Raw genomic sequence first — 20,818 nt, 5'->3', positions numbered from 1 at the left:
CTGTTCTGAAATCAAATTACCACTTTTGAGTAAGCGGTATCAGCGGATCATGCCGCTTCCAGCTCGTCGGCGTCGGCGCTCTGGACCGGACCGGAATCCTGACCCTTGGCGTCGACGTCGCGGTCGACCAGCTCGATGATCGCGATCGGCGCCGCGTCCGAAGCGCGGATGCCGGCCTTGATCACGCGGGTGTAGCCGCCATTGCGATCCTTGTAACGCTCGGCCAGGACTTCGAACAGCTTGGTGAGCTGCGTATCGTCCTGCAGGCGGGCATGGGCCAGACGGCGGTTCGACAGGCCACCCTTCTTGGCGAGGGTGATCAGCTTTTCGACGTAGGGACGCAGTTCCTTCGCCTTGGGCGTGGTGGTGAGGATTTGCTCATGCTTGATGAGCGAAGCCGCGAGGTTGCGGAGCAGCGAGTTACGATGCCCGGCGCTGCGCTGCAGCTTGCGATGACCAACCTTGTGACGCATTTTGTCTTCCTTCGTTCGTTAAGGGCCCGTTTGAGGTAGCCCAGACCAGGCGGCAATCGGGGGCGCCGCCGTTCCCCTGCCTGAAAAACAGGCGAAGTTCACACCGTCCATGGAGCCATGTCCATGGGGGTGTTCATTCCCCTCTCCGCGTGTCCGGGAGAGGGGAAAAGGATTAGCCCAGCAGCTCCTGTTCGAGCTTCTTGGCCATTTCCTCGATATTTTCCGGCGGCCAGCCGGGGATGTCCATCCCCAGGCGCAGGCCCATGGACGACAGCACTTCCTTGATCTCATTGAGCGACTTGCGGCCGAAATTCGGGGTGCGCAGCATCTCGGCCTCGGTCTTCTGGACCAGATCGCCGATATAGATGATGTTGTCGTTCTTGAGGCAGTTGGCGCTGCGGACCGACAGTTCCAGCTCGTCCACCTTCTTGAGCAGATAGCGGTTGATCTGGTTCGCGTCGCTTTCGCCTTCGCCAGCCGAGGCACCCGCAGAGGCACCGGCGGCCGGAGCGGCGACGGGCAGCGCGTCCTCGAAGTGGACGAAGAGCTGGAGCTGGTCCTGCAGGATGCGGGCGGCATAGGCCACCGCGTCTTCCGGCGTGACGGTGCCGTCGGTCTCGAGCGTCAGCGACAGCTTGTCATAGTCCAGTTCCTGGCCGACGCGGGTATTGTCGACCTTGTAGGCGACCTGACGGACCGGCGAGTAGAGCGCATCGATCGGGATCAGGCCGATCGGGGCGTCCGCCGGACGGTTGGCAACGGCGGGGACATAGCCCTTGCCGATGTCAGCGGTCAGTTCCATGTTGAGGGTCGCGCCCTGGTCCAGATGACAGATCACCAGATCGGGGTTCATCACTTCGATGTCGCCAACGGTGATGATGTCTCCCGCGCGCACTTCGGCAGGGCCGGTGGCGGACAGCTGGAGACGGCGCGGACCGTCGCCTTCCATGCGCAGCGCGACCTGCTTGATGTTGAGGACGATGTCCGTCACATCTTCGCGCACGCCGGCGAGCGAGGAGAATTCGTGGAGGACGTTCTCGATCTTGATCGAGGTGACCGCCGCGCCCTGGAGCGAGGACAGAAGAACCCGGCGCAGCGCATTGCCAAGCGTCAGACCGAAGCCGCGCTCCAGAGGTTCAGCGACGAACGTCGCCTTGCGCTTGCCGTCGCCCGCCACCTTGATCTCAAGGCTGTTGGGCTTCTTCAATTCCTGCCAGTTCTTCATGTTGACAGTCATGTATTTCCCCTGGGGATGAGGCCGAAACGTTCAAAAATCCTGACCCGACAGGACGTTCCGACCGATGCAGATGGGTAAGCGGGCGACGCGTCCGCCGCCCGCCAAAGCCTTGGCGTCGATGATCAGACGCGGCGGCGCTTGGAAGGACGCACGCCGTTGTGCGGGATCGGCGTCACGTCGCGGATCGAGGTGATGTGGAAGCCGACGGCCTGCAGAGCGCGCAGAGCCGATTCACGGCCCGAACCCGGACCCTTCACTTCGACTTCCAGGGTGCGCACGCCATGTTCGGCTGCCTTGCGGCCAGCGTCTTCGGCGCAGACCTGCGCGGCGTACGGGGTCGACTTGCGGCTGCCCTTGAAGCCCATCATGCCGGCCGAGGACCACGAGATGGCGTTGCCCTGGGCGTCGGTGATGGTCACCATGGTGTTGTTGAAGCTGGCGTTGACGTGCGCGACGCCGGCCGAGATGTTCTTGCGTTCGCGGCGCTTGATGCGCTGGGGTTCGCGTGCCATTTTTGCTCTATCCTACTGAAATCGTTTGAAAGTAGAAGTCGCCGGAGGGTCATGCCAAAGGCTCGACCCTCAACGATTACTTCTTCTTGCCGGCGATCGGCTTGGCCTTGCCCTTGCGGGTGCGCGCATTGGTATGCGTGCGCTGGCCGCGGACCGGCAGACCCTTGCGGTGACGCAGGCCGCGATAGCAGGCCAGATCCATCAGGCGCTTGATGTTCATCGCGGTTTCGCGGCGCAGGTCGCCCTCGACCGTAAGGTCGGCGTCGATCGCTTCGCGGATCTGCAGGACTTCGGCGTCCGACAAATCCTGAACGCGGCGGCTGTGGTCGATGCCCAGCTTGTCAGCGATGTCGGCGGCGGTCTTGCGGCCGATGCCGTGGATGTAGGTGAGCGCGATGATCACGCGCTTGTTGGTCGGGATGTTGACACCCGCAATACGTGCCATGGTATTCTGTACTCCTGCTCCACGGGGCGGTTGGCGCCGCCCCATCTCAAAGCGTCAGGGCTGAAAATCCTTGAATAAGGATTCGCAACCGATTCGATAGACCCCAAGACGCAAAAAAGACGGCCAGTGCCACCGCACTGCCGCTTGTCAGCGTATTGGGAAGGGGTGCCCTTACCGATTCGATCCCAGACTGTCAATGACGGGTCGGCGCAAAAGCGGTGAGATCTAGCGCTTCTTCGGACCCGCTCATCCGGCCGGAGCGGACGCATCATCCCGCCCTTTTCGGTTGATGCAATCCCTTTCCCTGGGGCATGGAGGGGGGATGCGCTTCACTCTGCCCTCCGCCGCGCTGGCGCCCATCGCCATCCCGACCGCTTGCCTTCTGCTGGCGTCCTGCGTTGGCGCGTCCGAGCGGCCCGCCCCGGCCCCTGTGCCCCGGCCTGTTCCGGCGCCGCAGTCGGCGCCGCCTCCACCTGCGCCGCTCCAATGGCAGGACCGCGACACCACGTCCGGCGACTGGCGCTATCAGGTCGACGGCGCCGGATCGGTCGCCCTGTTCGGCGCCGATGCGCAAAGCAGCCTGTTCGTCATTCGTTGCGACAAGACGATGCGACGCATCAGCCTTTTGCGCCCTGGCATCGCCCAGCCGGCGATGACGCTACGGACAAGCTATGGCGCGGTGAGCTGGCCCGCCAGCGCGGCCGCCGGGACGGTCCCTGCGACGCAGGCGATCCGCGCCGCCAACGACGCGGCGCTCGATCAAATCGCCTATAGCCGGGGCCGTTTTGCGGTCGAGGTGCAGGGTCTGCCCACGCTGATCCTGCCCGCCTGGGCGGAGGTCGGCCGCGTCGTCGAGGATTGCCGCGCCTAAGCCTCTGATTTCAGGGAGTTTCCGCGATTTTCAAAGCAAATCGCCTGTAAAATGCGGACGTAGAAGTATGATTCGAAAAAAGAATTTTACAAGCCTTGAACATGCGGCCCGTCTGATTCACATATCATTTCATAGACGGCGAAGGACCAGTACCGGGAACGGCTATAGGGGCTTCAACTAGCGAAAGGAGGTGATCCGATGTCTCATGGTTCAGCAATGGGGTCGGTCAAGTCCATTCGGGGAACGCGCCGCTGAGCGACGCCGTTAGCGTCGGTTTTGCAGAATTTCGGTGACTGTCGACTGCGGTTTTCGCGGGCGAAGCATCGTATCTGGAAAATAGCGCGATTATCGTTTCCCTTGGGCGGCGCTTCCGGCCGCTGACCATGTCAATGATGGGCCGTTGGGTAGACCACCCAACGGCCCCTCTCATTTTCTGGCAAGATCGTTGTTTACGATTTGTCGCGCTTTGGCTGGCAACTGTTCCACGGAAAATTGGCGGGTCTGCGCGTGCGCTCGCAGACCCGCCGGGGCATGATGCTGGCTGAAGGCTGGTTGACGATCAATCCGGTAGGGTGGGGTGCAAGCCTGTCTGGATTGAGCGTCGGGCCAATGCCCCTACCCCCGCATCGTGCCCGTATCGATATAACGCTGGTGCCAGGCCAGCGCCTCGCCCGGCAACATGGGCGATTGCAGCCCGAACGACCCGGCCATCGCCCGCTTGAAATAATCCTTCAGCATCGGCCGGAAGTCCGGATGCGCGCAATTTTCCATGATCAGTTCCGCCCTCTGCCGGGGCGCCAGCCCGCGCAGGTCCGCCAGCCCCCGCTCGGTCACGATCACCTGCACATCCTGGTTGATATGATCGACATGGCTGCAATGCGGCACGATGGCGGAGATCGCGCCGCCCTTGGCGGTCGACGGCGTCGTGAAGATCGACAGGAACGCGTTGCGCGCAAAGTCCCCAGACCCGCCAATGCCGTTCTGAATCCGCGACCCCATCAGATGCGTCGAATTGACGTTGCCGTAAATGTCCGCCTCGATCAGTCCGTTCATCGCGATGCAGCCCAGCCGCCGCACCAGCTCGGGATGGTTGCTGATCTCCTGCGGCCGCAGGATCATCCGGTCCAGATAGCGCCCCATATCCGCATTCAGCCGGGCCGCTGCCTCCGGGCTCAGCGACAGGGACGTCGCGCTCGCCATGCGCAGCTTGCCCGTATCGAGCAGGTCCAGCATGCCGTCCTGGATTACTTCGGTAAAGGCGACCATATCCTCGAACGGCGCGTCGATCAGGCCGGTCAGCACCGCATTGGCGATATTGCCGACGCCCGATTGCAGAGGCAGCAGCGAGGCGGGCAGGCGGTCCTTCTTCACCTCATGGCTCAGGAATTCGAGCAAATGGCCGGCGATCGCCCGCGCCTTGTCGTCGGGTGGGGTAAAGGGGGCGTTGCGGTCCGGCGCGTCCGTCTCGACCACCGCGATCACCTTGTCCGGATCGCAGCGGAAGGTGGGCTGGCCGATGCGCTGGTCGGCGCGCACCAGCGGGATGGGCTGGCGATGCGGCGGCAGCGCCGTGCCGTAATAAATGTCGTGCATCCCTTCCAGCGCGGGGTTCTGCCAGCGATTGACCTCCAGGATCACGCCCTTGGCCCGGTCGATCCACGTCTTGTTGTTGCCGACCGAGGCGGAGGGGATCAGCTCGCCCTCGGCCGTGATTCCCGTCACCTCGATCACGGCGACGTCCAGATCGCCCAGAAAGCCCTGCCACGCCATCGGCGCCACCTGGCTCAGATGCATGTCGAAATATTGCATATGCCCGCTGTTGATCCGCTCACGGGCAATAGGATCGCTGTTGTAGGGCAGGCGGAACTCGATGCCGTCGGCCTGCGCCAGCGCGCCGTCCAGCTCCGGCCCGGTGGACGCGCCGGTCCATACCTTCACCCGGAAAGGCTCGCCCGCAGCATGGGCGGCGGTCATCCGCGCGGCGAGCGCCAGCGGCACCGCCTTGGGATAGCCCGAGCCGGTAAAGCCGCTCATCCCGACGGTCATGCCGTTATGGATCAGTGCGGCGGCTTCCTCGGCCGTCCGGCATTTGGCGGCCAGCCCCGCATGGGCGATGCGATCGGTCATGGGCATCCTCTTCCTGCTTTCCTGCGCGATGGCTTCTGGCTTTTCGGCTCTGCTGACAATAAGGATAAGCCGCACAATATCTGTGCGAGTAGCGTTCAAATGTCCGATCTGTTGATCGCCATGCGGACATTCGTCCGACTATGCGAAAAACCCAATTTCTCCCGCGTAGCCGAAGAAATGCATGCGAGCCACACCACCATCGCGCGACGGCTCGATCAGGTGGAGGCGCATTTCGGCACGATCCTGTTCCATCGCACCACGCGCAGGCTGATCGCTACTCCGGAGGCGGACCGCCTGCTGGTTCACGCCCGCGCGATGCTGGATGCGCTGGACGTGGCGGAGCAGGATTTCGGCCCGGTCCGCAACCAGCCGAGCGGCCTCGTGCGCATCGGCTTCACCACCGCGCTCGGCCTTTATTATGTCGAGCGGCTGGGCGAGCTGACCGCCTGCTATCCCGCGCTTCAGCTCGATTGCGCGATGACCGACTGGCAGCGCGATGTGGTGGAGGATCGCCTCGATCTTGCGTTGCGCGTGGGTCCGGTGGGCGATGAAAGCCTGGTCGTCCATCCGCTGGGCATGCTGCCGCGCCTGTTGGTCGCGCATCCCGCTTATCTGGCCGATCATGGCGCCCCGGCCACCGCCGAGGATCTTTCCGGCCATATCTGCATCGCCTATGCCTATGGCGATGTGCCCGCCCGCTGGACGATCGACGGGCGGGAGAGGGTGGTCGGCGGCACCTTCCGCAGCGACAGCAGCGAAGCCGTCCACCGCGCGGCCTTGAGTGGCCTTGGCATCGCGCTGCTCCCCGCGATCCGGGTAAAGGGCGACATCGAAGCGGGGCGGCTGGTTCCCGTCCTTCCCGACAGCAACATCGCCCCGCTCGACATATGGGCCGTCCACCCCTCGCACAAACGCCTGCCGCCAAGAGCCCGCGTGGTGCTGGACTTCCTCAAGGCCAATTTCCCGGGCGAACGACCCTGACTTTCATTCGTTTCGGGGGAAATCGGGAAATATTCGGCGCTACCGCTCCACCCCCTTGGCCTTCCCCCAGGCCCGCGCCGCCGTATATCCGAGATAGCCTGTGCCGAAGAGCGCATAGAGCGGCTCCGGCAATGCGTTGAAGTAAGCCCGCATCGCCCGGATGATCCCCGCCGCCATATCTGGCCGCACGCCGCCGATCAGCCCCAGCGGCACCGACCAGAGCAGCAAGCCGTACATCACATAGAGAAAGGCCGGCCGCGCCCGCAGCGTCCACCGGTCTTCCGCAATTCGCCTCGTCATGGGAGTTTCCCCTACCCGATCCGGTTTGCCAGCCAGCCATAGAGAAAGGCTTCATTGGCCGGCCGCTTTTCCGCCAGCGCCATATAGCGCTCCCCCTGCAGGGCTTCGAGCGCCACGATCAGCACCCGCTCCCCGGCCTTGCCGCGAAGCTTCAGAAACGCTCCCAGCGCCGCGAGGGTCTTGGCGCCGACCGACTGATCGACCTTCAGGTCGGGATAGTCCGCTTCATTGCGGTTGAGCGCGTTCAACGCGCGCTGGAGGAAGCCGCCGGCCGTCCCCGGCCCCATGTTCACCGCCGTATCGAACAGTTCCGCGGCGACTTTGGGCGCCAGTTCCGCGACAAAGGCGAAACCCGGCTTCTCCCAATAAAGCCGCCGATAGATCGCCTCCGCCACGCCGCGGGGGAAGGTGCGCATATCGCCCATAAACCCATTGGCCCGCGCCACCGCCTGGGTGATCCCGAATTTGGTAGGCCCGCCGCGATCAGCCGGATGGTTGCCATACCCCCCCTCCCGCGCGATCACCTCATCGATCAGAGTCGAAATATCCATGAAACCCGCCCTCCTGTTGCAGAAAGGCGGATTATTTATCCCATTTGGTTCGTTGTAGGACAGCAAAAAAGCGCCGGCCGGCGCAAACGGGAATTTAAGATGGAGGAGGTTGGCAAGGCGCCTGACGCCTTAATCGTCTATTTGGTCGGGACGAGAGGATTCGAACCTCCGACCCCCACACCCCCAGCCGCTTTTTTTGGGGGTTCATGGTGCAACGCAATTGCTCCGATAATTCTTGATTTTCCCTAAGAAATCAGCCACTTTTTGATAACTTAGGGCGTTGCGCGCGGTGCCATTTTGATGCGCCTTGTTTCACCAAGTTGCACCACCAGCGCACCACCAGAATGATTCGCGGACCAAGCAAAGGCGGTAGACGATGCGTGTGGCACTTACCCAAATGGCAATCGACAAGTTGCCCGTTCCGGCTTCCAAAGTCGAGCATCGCGACACGAGGCTAAAGGGGTTGGTGCTGCGAGTGATGCCATCGGGCGTAAAATCTTGGTATTGCGAATACGGGCGTGGGAAGCGGGTCTTCCTCGGACGGGCAGATGTGCTCGGCGTTGCCGATGCGCGTGAGAGCGCCCGCACGATCCTTGCTGATGTTTATCGCGGGATTGACCCTATAGAAGCACGCAAGCCAAAGCCGGGCGTCCCGACCTTTCAAGACTTCCTTGATGGCGACTATAAAATCTGGGCGAAGGCCAATCAGCGGGCGCACGCGCAGAACCTCAAGCGGCTGGCGACGGCTTTCAAGTCCTTGCTGAATAAGCGGCTGGATGAAATCACAGGGCTGGATGTCGAGAAGTGGCGCGCCAGTGAGATTGAGCGAGGCCTCAGTTTGGAAACCATCAACCGCGATATTTCGTCGATCAAGGCAGCGCTCAATCGCGCTGTCGATTGGGAACTGATTTCGGCCAATCCTCTCGCCAAGGTCAAGAAGTCGAAAACGGACGACTGCCTCAAGGTCCGGTTCCTCAACGACAATGAAGAGAAGAGGCTTCGCGCTGCGATGGATGCGCGTGAGGAGCGCCGTCGCGCCGAACGCGATTCTGCCAATCATTGGCGGCGTGAACGCGGCTATGTTCTGCTCCCCAGCCTGCGAACGGTAATGTTCACCGATCATGTGAAGCCGCTCATCCTGCTGTCAATCAACACTGGCTGCCGTCGCGGTGAATTGTTCGATCTCACATGGTCCAACGTCGATCTCGACCGGCGCATTCTGACCGTGACAGGAGCTACCGCCAAATCCAAGCGGACGCGCCATATTCCGCTAAACCGGGAGGCAACTCTGGTCCTGCAGGGTTGGCGTGCACAGGCAGAAGAAGCGGACGGGTTGGTGTTCCTCAATGAAGCGGGGGAGCGGTTTGATCGCGTGAACTTCTCTTGGCGTCGTTTGCTCAAGGATGCCGACATTGCCGCATTCCGTTGGCATGACATGCGCCATCACTTTGCATCGCGGTTGGTGATGGGGGGTGTCGATCTGAATACCGTTCGCGAGCTGCTCGGCCATAGCGACTATGCCATGACGTTGCGCTATGCCCATCTCGCTCCCGAACATAAGCTGAAGGCGGTTGAGGTGCTTGATCGCCGAACGTCCCTTGCAGCGGCGGCATGACGGTTATCGTAGATTGACTTTGTTGGCAGATATGACTACATATGACGAAATCGCGTAACACCCTTCGCACAATCTCTTGGATTAAGGCGGCGCGGAAGGATTTTGAGGCGTTTCCCGACCGGGCCATGAATCGGGCGTTTGATGCCCTGACTGTCGTGGCAGATGGTGGGACACCGGAAATCGCCAAGCCGCTCGCCGGACTTGGGGCAGGTGTGTGGGAACTGGCGATCAAGGAGCGCGGCGACGCCTATCGCGTCGTTTACGCGCTGCAAGTGGGCGACGACATCTGGGTGGTTCATGCCTTCCAGAAGAAATCGACCAAGGGAATTTCGACGCCGCGCCACGAAATCGACCTCGTGCGCGAGCGTATCAAGCGGTTGAAGGAGATGCTCGATGGCTGACCATGATGACGATTTCGAGCTGGTCCGTGGTTCCGGCAACGTCTTTGCCGATTTCGATGTGCCCGACGCGAACCTTCGTCAGTTTCGCGCTATCCTTGCCGCTGAAATCGTCAAAACGCTCGATAGCGAGGGACTGACGGTGCGCGATGCCGAGGCGCGCACCGGCATCGCGGCTGCGGATTTCTCGCGCATCCGCCAGGTCAAACTCGACCGTTTCACCATTGACCGGCTGATGCGTATTCTCGACCGGCTCAACCGGGATGTCCGCGTGAGGATTTCGGTCGCACCTCGTGCGCGTCCGGCGAAGGGGCAGATGGCATCGCCGCTTGCTGCGTGAAGTCCGAGGCCCGACATTGGCGAAGGGCGTGAATGCTGCGGGTGTTGTAGGCGATTTGAACGGTTACGCTGCTTCGCGGAGTTGCACGATCCGCTGGAACTCGGCCAACAGTTCGGGGTGACAGCGGGCAAGGTGGTGAACCACGCGCACGTTTTCCGTCATGCGGGCCAGATAGCCGGTCGCCAAAACCAAATCGAGATGGTCGGTTCCGTAACTTTGCTCGATCATGCGGAACTCGCGGTCGATGTTTGTCGCTTCCCGTTCCATGTGCTCGATCTGCTCATCGCTGAGACCCCGCACGGTCTTGCGTTTTTCGCTGGTCAACAGATGCTGCGGCGTGGCGGCAACAAGCGACTTGGCATAGGGCCATGAAAACCTGTTCATCGCGATCATGGTTTCGGCGACTTCGATCTGCCGCATGGGGCGCAGCTTTTTCATCTCGCGAAATGTGTTGAGAGGCACCATCCGGTCTTGCAACAGCTTTGCTACCTCGTCGCAAATTCCGTCCAGCAAGCGTCGTTTGCTGCGAATACTCGAAATGTTGACGTTGAGCGCCCGCGCAAGGCGCTCCTCTGAAACGCCCTTCTCAAGAGCCTTCAGGATCATTTTATGTTCCTGAACGATAGCCATGCGGCTGATGCGCTTATTGTAGGTGATGGCCTCGTCGTCGGTCGCCACTAGGCATACAACATCCTTGTCCCCGCGCGCCTTCAGAATGTCGATGCGGATATGCCCGTCTAGCAGCCGGTATCGCTCGTCCTTCCCCGGCACGCGAACGACGACGGGCGGCTCGATAATGCCGACTTCGGTGATTGATGCCGCGATCTGGCCGTATTTGGGCGATTTCCGGGTCGATTCTGGCATCGCGCGTAGAAGCTCGATCTCGCCAAGCTGAATCCGCAAACTGGTCTGTTCAAAGGCCAGCTTGATTTTTCGCTGCCGATTGCTCCGGGTCACTGGACGCTGATCCTGACTTTGTGAATCCGATCCGCAAGCCGGGCCGGAATCGTTGCAAGCCCTTCATCTTCAAGGATCGCAACGAAAGTTTCGTCGTTCGATAGCTGGCTCAGCGCTTCGACGATGAAGACGAGGCGATTGCGGGTCGCCTCTGTCTTGCGGATCATCATGCGCTTTCGTTCGGTGTCCTCCTGAAAGGCCTTCACCAGCCCCTCGGGTGTTGTCGCTGCATCTTTGCCTACCAGCTTGGTGAGTTTGGCGGCCTTGCCAGACCGCTTTCGCACGTCCACCAAACGGCGTGCGGCGATCAGCGCGCGGCCGCGCAGGAGATTGTCTTCATAGGCCTTGTGCAACGCGGCCTGCACACCCTGATCGTCGGCTTCGCAGATTTCGAGGGCGACGGATATGGGGAGATAGCCCGCCTCCACGGCAGCGACTAGACGCCGCTCGCCGCGTTCCAAAAGCCTTCCCACGATATAGACATAATTGGCGGAAAGCCCGGTCATGGCGGCGATTTCGTTGTCGGAATAGCCGCGCCCGCGCATCCCGAGGATGTCTTGCAACAAGTCCACGGCCTGATGCTGACGGCGGGCGCAATTCTCGACGAGGCTGGCGACGAAACAATCTTCCTGATCGGCGGTCACGATCAAGGCAGGCACTTCTAGCTGGCCAAGTTGCCGGAAGGCCTCAAGGCGGCCCTGACCGCAGACAAGATCATAGAGCGGTCCATCCTCGCCATGGCGACTAGTGACGGTGATCGGGCGTTTGAGGCCAACTTCGGCGATGTTCTCGACGATGCCCTTGAATACCTTCTTGTTGCGCAGGCGCGGATTGACGACGGTGATCCGGTCAATCGGGATCATCTCGACGCGCTGGGCGGGCAGCGCCACGGCTTATGCTGCCTGCCGAAATGGCACGCGCTTCGCCAAGGTGAACAATCCATCCAGCGCGTCGAAGCGGAATGCGTCAAACGACAGGCCGTTGTGGTCGGCCAACCGCAGCACGCTTTCCTCAAGGGTCATGCGCGGCAAGATATAGAAGTCGTGCGCGGTCATATTGTCCTCGTCCATTCTGACGCAGATTGTGAGGTCAGGGCGCAAGGTCTCGTCGAGCCTGATTTTCCAGCGGCGGAGGCCGCCGCGTGTCAGCTTGCACCGGGCGATAACGATGGAGGCGGTGATCTCGTCGTTGATTGTCAGCGTGTCATCTTCGAGATTCTGGATCGCGGTGCCGCCTGCGGCACGCACGCCCTCGATCACGTCCCTGACAATCGACGGGTGCATCCGGCGCAATTCGCGGTTGATCTCGATGTAGCGATAATCGTGGTCGGGGCTGAAGCCGATAAGTGAATAGGCGCGCAACAGGCTGCCAAAGCGGGACTGGTAGGCACTGCTGGACGGCCCATCCTCGAATTCGTCGATTATAAGGCCGGACAGGTAGCCGTTCTTTTTCAAGGCTTCTGACAGCAGCGCGAGCATGTCATCGTCGGTCAGACGCTTTGACCGCTCCTCGATGATGCGGCGGGCTTGCTCGAACAACTCCTGCGACACAATGGCCGGAAATGCTTGGTCGTGCCTGATCCAGTCCGATGGATCATTGCGAACGTGCCGGGTTTTCAGCTTGAAGGATGTGCGGCCCCAAACGTTGTGACCGGCGTATTTGTCGTTGATGAGAATTTGGTGGACCGCACCGCGCGTCCATGCACGCCCTAAGTCGGAGCGGATGCCTTGGGCATTCAGCCAATCGGCGATTTGCCGTTCCGATCTGCCGTCCTCGACGAACTGGCGGTAGATGTCGCGGACAGTCGCGATTTCTTCATCCGGCCCCCGCACCAGCACGATCCGATCCGTAGCGATGCTCTTGTGCTCGCCACGGGCCAAAATGCCCTTGTGCTGGCCACGTTCATCGACAAGCATCCGGCGCAGCCCGAAGCCAGGTGCGCCACCTTGGCGATAGCCAAGGCCGATAAGGCGGCATTGCCCCGCAAACACCTTAACCGACAATTCGCGGCTGTATTCACCGGCCATCGCCCGCTTGACGGTTTTGATGATCGACGAACCAATGGTGCCGTCGTTCTCGAACTGTTCGGCGATATAGTGAACGGTGATCCCGGCGCGTTTGCAGCGCAGCTCATAATAGGCCGCTTCATCCGGGTCTTGGAAACGCCCCCACCGGCTAACGTCATAAACGAGAACGGCCTCGAAATCGACGTTGCCGCCGTCGATGTCCGCGAGAAGCTGTTGCAGGGAATCGCGCCCGCCAATTTGAAGGCCACTTTTGCCTTCATCGGCATAGGTGCGGACAATCTCGAATCCCCGCCTCTCGGCATATGCGCGTATTGCTGTCGCCTGATTGTCAGTCGAATATTGCTGATGATCGGTGGACATACGGACATATTCAGCGGCCCGCTTTGGTGGCGAGCCGTCTGATCGGAATTCATCGTCTGTTTTCCATTCAATGACCATCGTGGTCGCGCCTTGATGTTGCCCGGATGCTTCTCCGCTGCCTGCTCTCTCCTCTCTAACAGCAAAGGGAGGGCAACATGTTTCCGAAGAAGGGAAGTTCATTTCCGGTCGGTCGCGACAGACTGACGGATGCCGAATTCGCGCAGGTGATCGCCTCGGCCTTGAAGGTCGAGTTTGGATCGACGCGCAACGGCACGAAGATGATCATGAAATGGACAGGCGTCAGTGATCGCACCGCGAAAAACTGGCTGAATGGCACCAATGCCCCAAGTGGCGTGCATTTGATTCTGTTGGCGCGGGAATCCAACGCGGTGCTGAAGGCCATGATGTTGATGGCCGAAAGGCCGGAAATGTCGCTGGGCGCAAGCCTCCTTTCGCTGAGGCGCGTGCTTGGCGAAACGATCGCCGCGCTCGATCAAATGATGTGATCTCGCAATGCTTCTCTATCGCAGGCTGCGACCGAAGGGAGCGGCCCGCTTATGGGATCGGGTGGGCGGGTCAAACGAAGTGGCCGCCCCAGACCGGGGCGGCCTCAATCATTGGCGGGCTATGCCGCCTCTTTGATCGCTTCGGGGTTCGCTAGTTGATGCAGGAAGGCGACGGCGCGTTCGGCATGAGCTGCGGCCTGCACAATGGCGCGGGTGTCGTTTTGCAAGACCTTGATCCAACTCGCGATATAGCTGGCATGATCAGGGCGCGGCTCCAGGGCAATGCCAAGGTCGGCGGCAAGGAATGCCGCGCCAAGCTCCGCGCAATATCCTGACAGTCCAGCGAAAAATGGCGGTTGAAAGGTGAAAACCATCGGTGCCTCCTGCACTGCCTAAAAACCCCATGGCTCCCCCGAGGCGGGGGTGGGCGGCGAGAACGACCGGAGAGGCCCGCGCAAGCGGGGGGCCGCACCCGGAGGGGCGAAATGCAATGGAGCAGCGCGGCGAAGCCGGGCTTGCGGCGCGCCGTGGCGGGCCTAGCAGGGAGCGCCGACCAGACCCGCATCGAGGGAGGCCCAGAAATCAGCGCCGCCGCGCCAGCGGCGTCCGCTGGTGAGCGGGCGAAGCCCGCGCATCGCCGTGCGCGACGAAGCGGCCGAGCCCGCGAGGGATCGGCCGCTCGGCTTTGGTCGCTGCTGGATCATGGCTGACGGGCGTGCATCCAGTCGGCCGCTGCCTGCGCCTTGCTCGCCGCGGTGAAGATCGCGCGGGGCTCGTCCTTGAGCAGTTGCAGCCAGGAGGCGATATAGGCCGCGTGATCGGGTCGCGGTTCGTGCGCGATCCCAAGATCGGCGAGCAGGAACGATGCGGTCAGTTCGGCGGTCGCTTCCTCCATGGCGAGCGCGTGCCTGGTCCACTTGGCGCTGAAATCCCGGTCGAGCCGGTGAGCTGCGCCACTGGCATGAGCCGCCTCGTGAATATGGGTGGCGTAGAAGCCGTGGGCATCGTGGAAGGCGCTGAAATCCGGCATGTGGATGCGGTCTTCGGCGATGTGATAATAGGCGCTGGCCGAGCCGTAGACGGTATCGATGCCGAGGGCGGCGATGAAGGCTTCGGCGGCGGCGAGGCGTTCGCTCTCGGGCAGGTCCGGCCCCGGTTCGGGCGCATAGCCATCGACCTGATCGGCGTTGAACAGGCTGAACGCCTTGGCGAAAAGCCGGCGGTGGTCGTCATCGTCGCCGGCGTCGTCATCCTTCGCGCGAAACTCCTTCCAGAGGACGCCGAGGCTGGCCTGCTCGCCCTTGCGGACCTGCGCGCCGAGCGTCTGCCACTGGCGATAGGTGCCCCAGACGCCGCTCGCATAGCCGCTGCCATAGGCGGCTGCCCAGAGCGAGACCGTATTTATGCCGCGATAGGGCTTGCCGCTGGCGACGTTCGTCGGGCGGGTGACGTCGGCGCCAGAATGATGCCATGGCATGCGCCAGGTGCCGGTGCCGGCTTCGATGGCGTCGACGATCGCTTGCGTGACGCGAGCATAGACGTCGACACGTGGTGAGGCTGACATGATCTGTTCTCCGTTCTCGCGCCGGGGACCATCCCCGGCGGCGGAGGCCCGTTCGCGCCGGGCACAGGGGGGCTCGCGCACCCGTCAGGGCCGCAGCGAAGCGAAGGACGGCGAAGCCGTTGCGCGGGCGCGCCGACCGGCGCAGGACTCCGCCAACAGCCGGGGTGGTCTACGGCGTGGGAGGATCGATCCCGGCAATCACCGCGGTCAGGCGATCAAGCTCGCGCTGGAGAGCCTGACGCTGAAGATCGGAGATGCGCCGTTCGCGTAGATGCGCCCTGGCATCGGCCGCCGCGCGTTCCCAGGCCGGCCTGTGGCGGGCGGTGATGCAGGCGTTGGGACAGCGGGTCGGCTCGCACAGGGCGGTGAGCGGCTGCGCGGGATCAGGGGTCGTCACGCGCTTGAGGCAGAGCGCGGTCGCGGGATCAAAGAAGCAATCCGCGAGCGGGCCGACATGGAAGGTGCGCGCGACGCTGGCGAGCATGACGCGCAGGCGGGCGCGATCGGCGATCATGGCGGGCAAAGGCCCTTGTCTGACGGCGGCATCGTCGAGCGTCCGCGCGATGCGCGGTCCCGCTGGGCCGCCGAGCGATGCGCCGCCCTGACGGCGGTCGAAATAGTCCAGCAGATCGTCAATCTGACCGAGCCGGCGCTGCGCTTCGACCTCGGCGCGAAACCCCGATGCGCTGGTCCCGGCATAGCCCTCGAAAGCGGCGACCGAGGCGTGCTTGTACTGGATCATGCCGGCGATGGTGCCGAACGGGCGGTTGGCGATGTGCCACGCGATCGTGCGCCGGAACTGCCGTGTCGTGATGCGCCACGGCTTGCCGTCGGGACCGCGCGGGATGACCGGCATATCGGGGTTGCCGAAGGCGGTGTTGAGGTGGTCGCGGAAGGCGTTGAGCTGGCGGACCACCTCGCTCGACAGATGCGTCTTGGAGACGGCGCTCGCGCGCAGTACCGGCCAGAGCGTATCGCTGCCGCTGGCGCGCGCCGGTCCTGCCGACAGGCGTTCGAGCACCGTGATCGCATCGGCGACCGGCTCGATCGTCACCCAGCTCGCCACTTCGCCCACCGCCGCCCGGCGCTTGTAGATGGTCGATCGGATGCGATGCCGTTCGATCAGGCCGTCCTCGCTGCGCGCGATAGAGACACACCCGCGCCGCATCGCCTGCACCTCGCAGTCGCGCATGCCGGTCAGATAGGCGCACACGATATAAGCGGCGGCCTGGAGCATCCGTTCCTCGTGTGCGAGAGTCTTCGCGTCGAAGCGCTCGCGCCATGGCCGACCGCTATCGGGATCGATCGAGATCGGCGTGTCCATGCCGCCGACCTCCACCCCCAGCTCGGCCGCCACTGCATCGATCAGCCTCGCTTCGCCGCCGGTCAGCATGAGATGTGCGTGCGGTTCCGCCTGCACGTCGATCCCGACATGGAGATGTAAGAGATGGGCGTTGATCGGTGGGGTCACGCTGCCGGTGTTGGGGTCGACGCGCAGCTTGCCGTTATGAGCGGTGGCCCAGATCGGTGCGCCGCGCCCCTCGCGGCGTCGGCGATCGAAATAGGCCTTCAGGCGGGTGCGGCGACGTTGCCGGCGATCAGGGTCCGAGAGGCCGGCGTCGGCGGTGACAAGGCGATCCCGGCGCGCTTCGAGCCGATCAAGCTCGCGGCGGGCGGCGAGAATATCGTCAGCGAAGACGGTGACGTAGCGCAACGACCAGGCGAGCAGCGCGGCGATGACCTCTTCCGGGAACCGTGGGGTGCGGTTCTCCCGGACATGGCGGTAGCCCGCAACGCGGGCGGGCGCCTGTCCGGCCCAGGGCTCGAATACAAGGCCTCCGTCAGCGAGGTGGTCACGATAGTAATAGAGATCGGAGACCACTTCGAGGAGGTGACCGACGATGACGGGTCGTCGGGCAGGATCGTCACGGAGATGACGGGCATAGGCATCGACCAATGGCTGATCGATACGGGAAACGTCGAGCCGTCCGAGCCGCTCACGGGCGAAGGCGAAGAACCGGCGGGCACGGTTGAATGCCTGGCGGATGCAGGCGGGCGGTAACTTCGTCCGATAGCCGGGGAGATCGGCGTTGAGGCGGGCGTAGAGATAGGCGCGCATCGCCGCCTGGACATCGGCATGTTCGAGCACGTCGAAATGCACGGTGACGTGGCAGCGCCGGGCGTTCTCGCGGAATACGGCGGGACCGAGATCCCAGCTCGCGTCGCCGACGCGCGACAGATCTTCGCGGGCGTGACCGGCCTTGAGCGGCGCGCTCGCCAGCACGGCGCGATCGTCGAAGGCGGGCGCCTGGACATGGGCTGGCATGGTCATGTGCGTGCCTCCGGCGGCAGATAAAGCCGTTCGCCTTCCATCTGCCGGCGCGCATCGGCGATGACGGCATCGGAGAATGCCGGCAGGACCTGGGCGGTGATGCGGGCATGGACGCGGCCGAACTTGGCCGCCCAATCGTTCGCGGGCAGGCTCAGCCTCTGCTCTTCGACGAATGCGAGGAAAGCGAGGATCGCGGGGAGCTTGCGCGCGGTGATGACGGCGTTGGGACAATCGAGGCAACCCCAGAAGGGCTGCGCGCAGGGTGATCCGGCATCGGCGAAGGGACTGCTATGGAAGCCCGCGCAGGCGGCGAGCCAGACATCCTGTTCGCCGTCGAGCAACGGACCGACGGTATCGGGCGGCATCAGCGGCGCGGCCTGATCGGGCGATTGGCGCAACGCCTTCTCGGCGGTGGGCGGCAGCACGGTCGGCGTCGCGGTGGCGACCGCTTCGCGAAAGGCGTCAGCGAGGGTCTTCTCGTGCAGGGACCGAAGCGACGGCAGATCGGCATAGTGGCGCCCCGCAACCTCGCGCGAATGACCGACTGCGAAGCGGGCCATGTGCCCCTCAGTCTTCGTGTACCACAGCGCCTTGTGGGTCTTGCGGAGCCGGGAGAGCAGCAGGTGGAGCGGCTTGCCGTCGTCATCGACAATAGCATGCTGTGCTATCCAGGCAGCGATCCGCTCCTTCGGATGAGCGATACCCGCCCGCAGGCCGCCAACGTTGTGATAAACCCAAAGACGATCATCGGTCAGATGCTCGCGGGCTGGCGCGGTGACGTCGATCAGGCGACGGATGAGGCCGCCAGGCGTGCCACCACCGCCGTCGCGGACGCGCATGCTCTTGTGCTCGGCGCCGCGGGCGCGGCGCTTGAGATAGCGCAGTTCCACCGTGCCGGCATGGGGGTTGGTGAGACAATCCACGGTCAGCGCCTTCAGGCACTCGGGCTCGAGCCCGGTATCGAGCGTGAGCAGCACGAGCAGCGCCGGCAGATCGCGCGCAAGCAGGTGATGGCGGCCATGCAGATCGTCGATGAGCGTGCTGATCGGCAATCCGCGTCGCATGCGCATGAAATAGAGGCTCTTCAGCGCGGGCTGGTCTGCGACGATAAAGCCCTGCCGCGCGATGATCGCTTCGACCTCGGCGCGCACGCTGGCGATGACCGGGTCGCCCTCATCGGTGCGGTCGTCGGCACCGAGACGGCGGAACATCGCTTCGACGTCGGTCCTCGCGGCGTCGCGCAACGCGCGGGCAACGAAGGGGCTATAAGCATCGCGCGGGGTCGAGCGGCCCGCCGACGTGGCCAGTGTGTAGCGCAGCCGCTCATGCAGGTCAGGCGCGATCCGATCGGGCCGGTCTGCCTCGATCGCGCGCAATGTGTTGACGATCTTGCCGACCGTTATGTGCCGGTGGATCGCGCCCATCCCGCGGCGGTCGAGCGCGGAGGCGAACCCATCGATATGGGCTGCGCGCAGGTCGCCGACGCCAGCCACGTTCAGCGCTTCGTCGCCAAGCCAGGCGAAGAACAGGCGGTAGGCATTTACATACTGCTTGATGACGCTCGCCGCACCGATCGGTCCTCCGAGCGCGGCCGACCGTCGCAATGCGCCAGCAAAGGCGATGGCGAGCGGACGAGGATCGAGTGCGGCCATATCGATCAGGACCGTCCCGCCATGCCGCGCCTCGATGGTGAACTTGAGGCCGAGCACGGGATCAGGCTGCACGGGCTCCGGCGTGATCGGCACGAAGGCGACGGGCCGGCCCTTGCGGGGACGACCGCTCATGCGCCCTGCGGTCCCGGCAGCAGCGCAAGCAGCTCCTCGACCGCCGCATCCACCGTATCGGCGCGGGTCGCAATATGGTCGAGGTAGATATAGGTGGTGGTGAGGCTCGCGTGGCCGAGCAGGCGTTGCACCTGTTGCAGCGGGTCCCCGAGGATCAGCCGGTAGCTCTCCATCGGCCCCGCCGGCAATGCCGCTTCGCGCAGTCGCTGCTGGATCAGCAAGGCAAGCATATGGACTGCGAACGTGTGGCGAAGCTGGTGCGGGTTGATCGACAGCGGGAAGCCGTTCTCCGCGCACCGGTTGCCAGCACGGGTGAAGATCACCTCCCACGAGTTGGGCCGAACAGGCTGCCCGACCTCGGTCAGCCACAGCGCCGCCGGCTCGCGGGGCGGTCCATCCTCGTCGCAGAGGATCAGGCGGCATCGTTCCTCCGGGGTGCAGATATCGCGCATGCGGTCGAGACCGGCGCGGGTGACAGGGATCGGTCGTTCGAGCTTGGTCGCGCCGTCTCGCGCGGCGAACTTGGCGACGCCCGCGGCGCGCTCGACGGCGACGTAGGCGGCAATCTGACGAAGCAGCCGACGCGGGAGCAGGACGCTGCGTCCCCGGTCGCCCTTGGTCAGCGGTGGCGGGAGAGGCAGCCAAAGTTGTTGTGCATCGCTGTCCTCGCGGTCGATCGCCGCGAGCTCGGCGGCGAGTAGACCCGACGCCTCTTCGAGGCGCAGGCCGGTGGTGACGAGAAGATCGGCGAACAGCGCGTTGCGCAGCCCGTTCCGGTCGCGCGCGCCGGGGCGCTCGGTGCCGTCAGGGGTAAGGCCGCGCAGGCCGACCTCGCGGAAAATGCGGTAGTCGTCCATCGTGACGAACCGCACATCCGATCGCCTGGCAACACGTTCATAAGCGTCATTGCGCGCCGCGATCATGCCGCGACGGCCACCATGCGCCGGTCGCCACACGGCGCGGCGGCTGAACGGCGCGTCAGTGATCAGCCCGTGCTGCTCACCCCATCGGTAAAGGCGATCGAGACTGGCGACGGCACGGTTCCAGCTTGCGGCCGTTATCCGGTGATCGGCCTCGTCGCGGCGTCGCTCACGATGATAGGCGTCGACATCGTCGCGGGTCGCAGCCCACACGGTCTTGCCGCAGGCATCGAGAAAGCGAAGCCAGACTACGACATCATAGGCATAGGCGCGCAGCGAATGGCGCGAGCGGACGCCCGACAACGGCAGGTCGAGAAAGAAGCGATCCAGATCGGGATCATAGAGCGCGTCGCCGCGCAGGATCAGCGGCACATGCGCATCGAGGCCCCTGGCCTCGCGGCGCTCGCAAACAGTAATGATCGACACCGGCGCGAAGCCCTCCCCCCGGACCCCCCACCCGGAAGCTGACCTTCACACCGTTGCGCACTATGGCCTGGCAGCAATCAGGCTGGCCTCCG

The 20,818-nt window shown here is 63.5% G+C and carries 22 protein-coding genes; 7 read left to right on the top strand and 15 right to left on the bottom strand.

Features of this window, described 5'->3' with window-relative positions:
- Nucleotides 1-47 precede the first annotated feature (47 nt).
- The 4 genes from rplQ to rpsM all read right to left on the bottom strand — a co-directional run bounded on the left by rplQ (nt 48) and on the right by rpsM (nt 2,667).
- Entirely contained in the window at nt 48-473 is a 426-nt protein-coding gene (rplQ, locus tag VVT58_RS12060) for a 50S ribosomal protein L17 (RefSeq protein WP_066553334.1), read from the bottom strand.
- A 172-nt stretch (nt 474-645) separates the two neighbouring features.
- Entirely contained in the window at nt 646-1,710 is a 1,065-nt protein-coding gene (locus tag VVT58_RS12055) for a DNA-directed RNA polymerase subunit alpha (RefSeq protein WP_066553338.1), read from the bottom strand.
- Between the two features lie 122 nt (nt 1,711-1,832).
- Nucleotides 1,833-2,222, bottom strand: a complete 390-nt coding sequence (gene rpsK, locus VVT58_RS12050; protein WP_004208752.1) for a 30S ribosomal protein S11 — start codon at nt 2,220-2,222, stop codon at nt 1,833-1,835.
- Nucleotides 2,223-2,298: 76 nt separating this feature from the next.
- Complete coding sequence (gene rpsM / locus VVT58_RS12045) at nt 2,299-2,667, bottom strand: 30S ribosomal protein S13 (RefSeq protein WP_066553341.1); 369 nt, start codon at nt 2,665-2,667, stop codon at nt 2,299-2,301.
- A 322-nt stretch (nt 2,668-2,989) separates the two neighbouring features.
- Between rpsM and VVT58_RS12040 the strand changes: the two genes are divergently transcribed.
- Complete coding sequence (locus tag VVT58_RS12040) at nt 2,990-3,538, top strand: hypothetical protein (RefSeq protein ID WP_087574287.1); 549 nt, start codon at nt 2,990-2,992, stop codon at nt 3,536-3,538.
- Nucleotides 3,539-4,153: 615 nt separating this feature from the next.
- On the opposite strand, the gene VVT58_RS12035 is transcribed toward VVT58_RS12040, so the two are convergent.
- Nucleotides 4,154-5,665: an acetyl-CoA hydrolase/transferase family protein gene (locus VVT58_RS12035; protein WP_087574286.1), complete on the bottom strand. Its 1,512-nt coding sequence runs from the start codon at nt 5,663-5,665 to the stop codon at nt 4,154-4,156.
- A 99-nt stretch (nt 5,666-5,764) separates the two neighbouring features.
- Here VVT58_RS12035 and VVT58_RS12030 point away from each other — a divergent pair, with 99 nt between their 5' ends.
- Nucleotides 5,765-6,646 carry a LysR family transcriptional regulator gene (locus tag VVT58_RS12030; RefSeq protein ID WP_087574285.1) on the top strand — a complete coding sequence of 294 codons (882 nt, stop codon included), beginning with the start codon at nt 5,765-5,767 and terminating at the stop codon, nt 6,644-6,646.
- Nucleotides 6,647-6,685: 39 nt separating this feature from the next.
- Here VVT58_RS12030 and VVT58_RS12025 read toward each other — a convergent pair whose 3' ends face one another.
- Nucleotides 6,686-6,946, bottom strand: a complete 261-nt coding sequence (locus VVT58_RS12025; protein ID WP_066553349.1) for a 3TM-type holin — start codon at nt 6,944-6,946, stop codon at nt 6,686-6,688.
- Between the two features lie 11 nt (nt 6,947-6,957).
- On the bottom strand, nt 6,958-7,497 hold the full coding sequence (locus VVT58_RS12020; RefSeq protein WP_087574284.1) for a glycoside hydrolase family 108 protein: 540 nt from the start codon (nt 7,495-7,497) through the stop codon (nt 6,958-6,960).
- Nucleotides 7,498-7,894: 397 nt separating this feature from the next.
- On the opposite strand from VVT58_RS12020, the gene VVT58_RS12015 reads away from it, so the two are divergent.
- Genes VVT58_RS12015 through VVT58_RS12005 form a run of 3 tightly spaced genes read left to right on the top strand, consistent with a single transcriptional unit; the run spans nt 7,895 to nt 9,850 of the window.
- Nucleotides 7,895-9,112 carry a tyrosine-type recombinase/integrase gene (locus VVT58_RS12015; RefSeq protein WP_295531121.1) on the top strand — a complete coding sequence of 406 codons (1,218 nt, stop codon included), beginning with the start codon at nt 7,895-7,897 and terminating at the stop codon, nt 9,110-9,112.
- Nucleotides 9,113-9,153: 41 nt separating this feature from the next.
- Complete coding sequence (locus VVT58_RS12010; protein ID WP_257543382.1) at nt 9,154-9,513, top strand: type II toxin-antitoxin system RelE/ParE family toxin; 360 nt, start codon at nt 9,154-9,156, stop codon at nt 9,511-9,513.
- A complete protein-coding gene (locus tag VVT58_RS12005) occupies nt 9,506-9,850 on the top strand; it encodes a helix-turn-helix transcriptional regulator (protein ID WP_327752829.1) in 345 nt (114 codons plus the stop codon). The genes VVT58_RS12010 and VVT58_RS12005 overlap by 8 nt, the downstream gene beginning before the upstream one ends.
- 63 nt (nt 9,851-9,913) lie before the next feature.
- Here the strand turns inward: VVT58_RS12005 and VVT58_RS12000 are convergent, their stop codons facing one another.
- Genes VVT58_RS12000 through VVT58_RS11990 form a run of 3 tightly spaced genes read right to left on the bottom strand, consistent with a single transcriptional unit; the run spans nt 9,914 to nt 13,272 of the window.
- Complete coding sequence (locus VVT58_RS12000) at nt 9,914-10,807, bottom strand: plasmid partitioning protein RepB C-terminal domain-containing protein (RefSeq protein WP_257543377.1); 894 nt, start codon at nt 10,805-10,807, stop codon at nt 9,914-9,916.
- Nucleotides 10,804-11,697, bottom strand: a complete 894-nt coding sequence (locus tag VVT58_RS11995; RefSeq protein ID WP_257543375.1) for a plasmid partitioning protein RepB C-terminal domain-containing protein — start codon at nt 11,695-11,697, stop codon at nt 10,804-10,806. Before VVT58_RS11995 ends, VVT58_RS12000 begins: the two co-directional genes overlap by 4 nt.
- 3 nt (nt 11,698-11,700) lie before the next feature.
- Nucleotides 11,701-13,272 carry a recombinase family protein gene (locus tag VVT58_RS11990; protein ID WP_327752830.1) on the bottom strand — a complete coding sequence of 524 codons (1,572 nt, stop codon included), beginning with the start codon at nt 13,270-13,272 and terminating at the stop codon, nt 11,701-11,703.
- Nucleotides 13,273-13,418: 146 nt separating this feature from the next.
- Here VVT58_RS11990 and VVT58_RS11985 point away from each other — a divergent pair, with 146 nt between their 5' ends.
- A complete protein-coding gene (locus tag VVT58_RS11985; RefSeq protein WP_327752831.1) occupies nt 13,419-13,700 on the top strand; it encodes a hypothetical protein in 282 nt (93 codons plus the stop codon).
- 119 nt (nt 13,701-13,819) lie between these two features.
- Here VVT58_RS11985 and VVT58_RS11980 read toward each other — a convergent pair whose 3' ends face one another.
- Nucleotides 13,820-14,089: a zincin-like metallopeptidase domain-containing protein gene (locus VVT58_RS11980; RefSeq protein ID WP_327752832.1), complete on the bottom strand. Its 270-nt coding sequence runs from the start codon at nt 14,087-14,089 to the stop codon at nt 13,820-13,822.
- Between the two features lie 96 nt (nt 14,090-14,185).
- Here VVT58_RS11980 and VVT58_RS11975 point away from each other — a divergent pair, with 96 nt between their 5' ends.
- Entirely contained in the window at nt 14,186-14,410 is a 225-nt protein-coding gene (locus VVT58_RS11975; protein WP_062118092.1) for a hypothetical protein, read from the top strand.
- Here the strand turns inward: VVT58_RS11975 and VVT58_RS11970 are convergent.
- The 4 genes from VVT58_RS11970 to VVT58_RS11955 all read right to left on the bottom strand — a co-directional run bounded on the left by VVT58_RS11970 (nt 14,401) and on the right by VVT58_RS11955 (nt 20,726).
- Nucleotides 14,401-15,264 carry an ArdC family protein gene (locus VVT58_RS11970; protein ID WP_020818728.1) on the bottom strand — a complete coding sequence of 288 codons (864 nt, stop codon included), beginning with the start codon at nt 15,262-15,264 and terminating at the stop codon, nt 14,401-14,403. The two genes, VVT58_RS11975 and VVT58_RS11970, sit on opposite strands and share 10 nt — an antisense overlap.
- A gap of 169 nt (nt 15,265-15,433) precedes the next feature.
- Nucleotides 15,434-17,596 (bottom strand): integrase, encoded by a 2,163-nt coding sequence (locus VVT58_RS11965; RefSeq protein WP_327754312.1) that lies wholly within the window; start codon nt 17,594-17,596, stop codon nt 15,434-15,436.
- Complete coding sequence (locus VVT58_RS11960) at nt 17,593-19,380, bottom strand: hypothetical protein (RefSeq protein ID WP_020818726.1); 1,788 nt, start codon at nt 19,378-19,380, stop codon at nt 17,593-17,595. The genes VVT58_RS11965 and VVT58_RS11960 overlap by 4 nt, the downstream gene beginning before the upstream one ends.
- Nucleotides 19,377-20,726 (bottom strand): site-specific integrase, encoded by a 1,350-nt coding sequence (locus VVT58_RS11955; RefSeq protein ID WP_020818725.1) that lies wholly within the window; start codon nt 20,724-20,726, stop codon nt 19,377-19,379. Before VVT58_RS11955 ends, VVT58_RS11960 begins: the two co-directional genes overlap by 4 nt.
- Nucleotides 20,727-20,818 lie beyond the last annotated feature (92 nt).

The organism is Sphingobium sp. SJ10-10, assembly GCF_036038995.2.
In the GTDB taxonomy this organism is placed as follows: Bacteria; Pseudomonadota; Alphaproteobacteria; order Sphingomonadales; family Sphingomonadaceae; genus Sphingobium.
This window is presented reverse-complemented; position numbering and strand designations above follow the sequence as displayed.

Coding starts and splice junctions, on each gene's coding strand:
- rplQ (WP_066553334.1), bottom strand. CDS start 473: ATGCGTCACAAGGTTGGTCATCGCAAGCTGCAGCGCAGCGCCGGGCAT.
- VVT58_RS12055 (WP_066553338.1), bottom strand. CDS start 1,710: ATGACTGTCAACATGAAGAACTGGCAGGAATTGAAGAAGCCCAACAGC.
- rpsK (WP_004208752.1), bottom strand. CDS start 2,222: ATGGCACGCGAACCCCAGCGCATCAAGCGCCGCGAACGCAAGAACATC.
- rpsM (WP_066553341.1), bottom strand. CDS start 2,667: ATGGCACGTATTGCGGGTGTCAACATCCCGACCAACAAGCGCGTGATC.
- VVT58_RS12040 (WP_087574287.1), top strand. CDS start 2,990: ATGCGCTTCACTCTGCCCTCCGCCGCGCTGGCGCCCATCGCCATCCCG.
- VVT58_RS12035 (WP_087574286.1), bottom strand. CDS start 5,665: ATGACCGATCGCATCGCCCATGCGGGGCTGGCCGCCAAATGCCGGACG.
- VVT58_RS12030 (WP_087574285.1), top strand. CDS start 5,765: ATGTCCGATCTGTTGATCGCCATGCGGACATTCGTCCGACTATGCGAA.
- VVT58_RS12025 (WP_066553349.1), bottom strand. CDS start 6,946: ATGACGAGGCGAATTGCGGAAGACCGGTGGACGCTGCGGGCGCGGCCG.
- VVT58_RS12020 (WP_087574284.1), bottom strand. CDS start 7,497: ATGGATATTTCGACTCTGATCGATGAGGTGATCGCGCGGGAGGGGGGG.
- VVT58_RS12015 (WP_295531121.1), top strand. CDS start 7,895: ATGGCAATCGACAAGTTGCCCGTTCCGGCTTCCAAAGTCGAGCATCGC.
- VVT58_RS12010 (WP_257543382.1), top strand. CDS start 9,154: ATGACGAAATCGCGTAACACCCTTCGCACAATCTCTTGGATTAAGGCG.
- VVT58_RS12005 (WP_327752829.1), top strand. CDS start 9,506: ATGGCTGACCATGATGACGATTTCGAGCTGGTCCGTGGTTCCGGCAAC.
- VVT58_RS11990 (WP_327752830.1), bottom strand. CDS start 13,272: ATGGTCATTGAATGGAAAACAGACGATGAATTCCGATCAGACGGCTCG.
- VVT58_RS11975 (WP_062118092.1), top strand. CDS start 14,186: ATGCAATGGAGCAGCGCGGCGAAGCCGGGCTTGCGGCGCGCCGTGGCG.
- VVT58_RS11970 (WP_020818728.1), bottom strand. CDS start 15,264: ATGTCAGCCTCACCACGTGTCGACGTCTATGCTCGCGTCACGCAAGCG.
- VVT58_RS11965 (WP_327754312.1), bottom strand. CDS start 17,596: ATGACCATGCCAGCCCATGTCCAGGCGCCCGCCTTCGACGATCGCGCC.
- VVT58_RS11960 (WP_020818726.1), bottom strand. CDS start 19,380: ATGAGCGGTCGTCCCCGCAAGGGCCGGCCCGTCGCCTTCGTGCCGATC.